The following is a 566-nucleotide window of genomic DNA, read 5'->3' as shown; positions in this document are numbered from 1 at the left end:
GACACACCCGCCGCCTCAAGCGCAGCCCGGATCACCCGCTGCTGCGACGGACCGTTCGGAGCCGTCAGACCGTTCGACGCACCATCCTGATTCACCGCCGAACCCCGCACCACCGCCAACACCCGACGCCCCGCAGCAACAGCATCCGACAACCGCTCCACCAACAGCACACCGACACCCTCACCCCAGCCGGTACCGTCCGCCTCCTCCGCGAACGCCTTGCACCGACCATCCCCCGCCAGACCACCCTGACGACCGAACTCCACGAACGCACCCGGCGTCGACATCACCGTCACACCACCGGCCAGCGCCAGATCACACTCCCCCGACCGCAACGCCTGCACCGCCAGATGCAGGCCCACCAGCGAGGAGGAGCAGGCCGTGTCGACCGTCACCGCCGGACCCTCCAGACCCAGCACGTACGACACCCGACCCGACACCACACTCGCCGCGCCACCCGTACCGACATACCCCCCGAAGTCACCCTCCGACAAGCTCAACAACGCCGGATAATCCTGACCGTTCGTCCCCGCGAACACACCCGTACGACTCCCCCGCAACGACCC

1 protein-coding gene is annotated in these 566 nt (G+C 68.4%); it reads right to left on the bottom strand.

All coding sequences use genetic code 11. The annotated features are described in order from the left end of the window. A partial coding sequence (locus BIV23_RS45245) for a beta-ketoacyl synthase N-terminal-like domain-containing protein (RefSeq protein ID WP_143079292.1) occupies nucleotides 1–566 on the bottom strand: 566 nt, incomplete at both ends.

It is taken from the genome of Streptomyces monashensis (assembly GCF_001866665.1).
Classification (GTDB): domain Bacteria; phylum Actinomycetota; class Actinomycetes; order Streptomycetales; family Streptomycetaceae; genus Streptomyces; species Streptomyces monashensis.
Note: the sequence above shows the minus strand (reverse complement) of the source record. Positions and strands in the feature narration are given on the sequence as shown.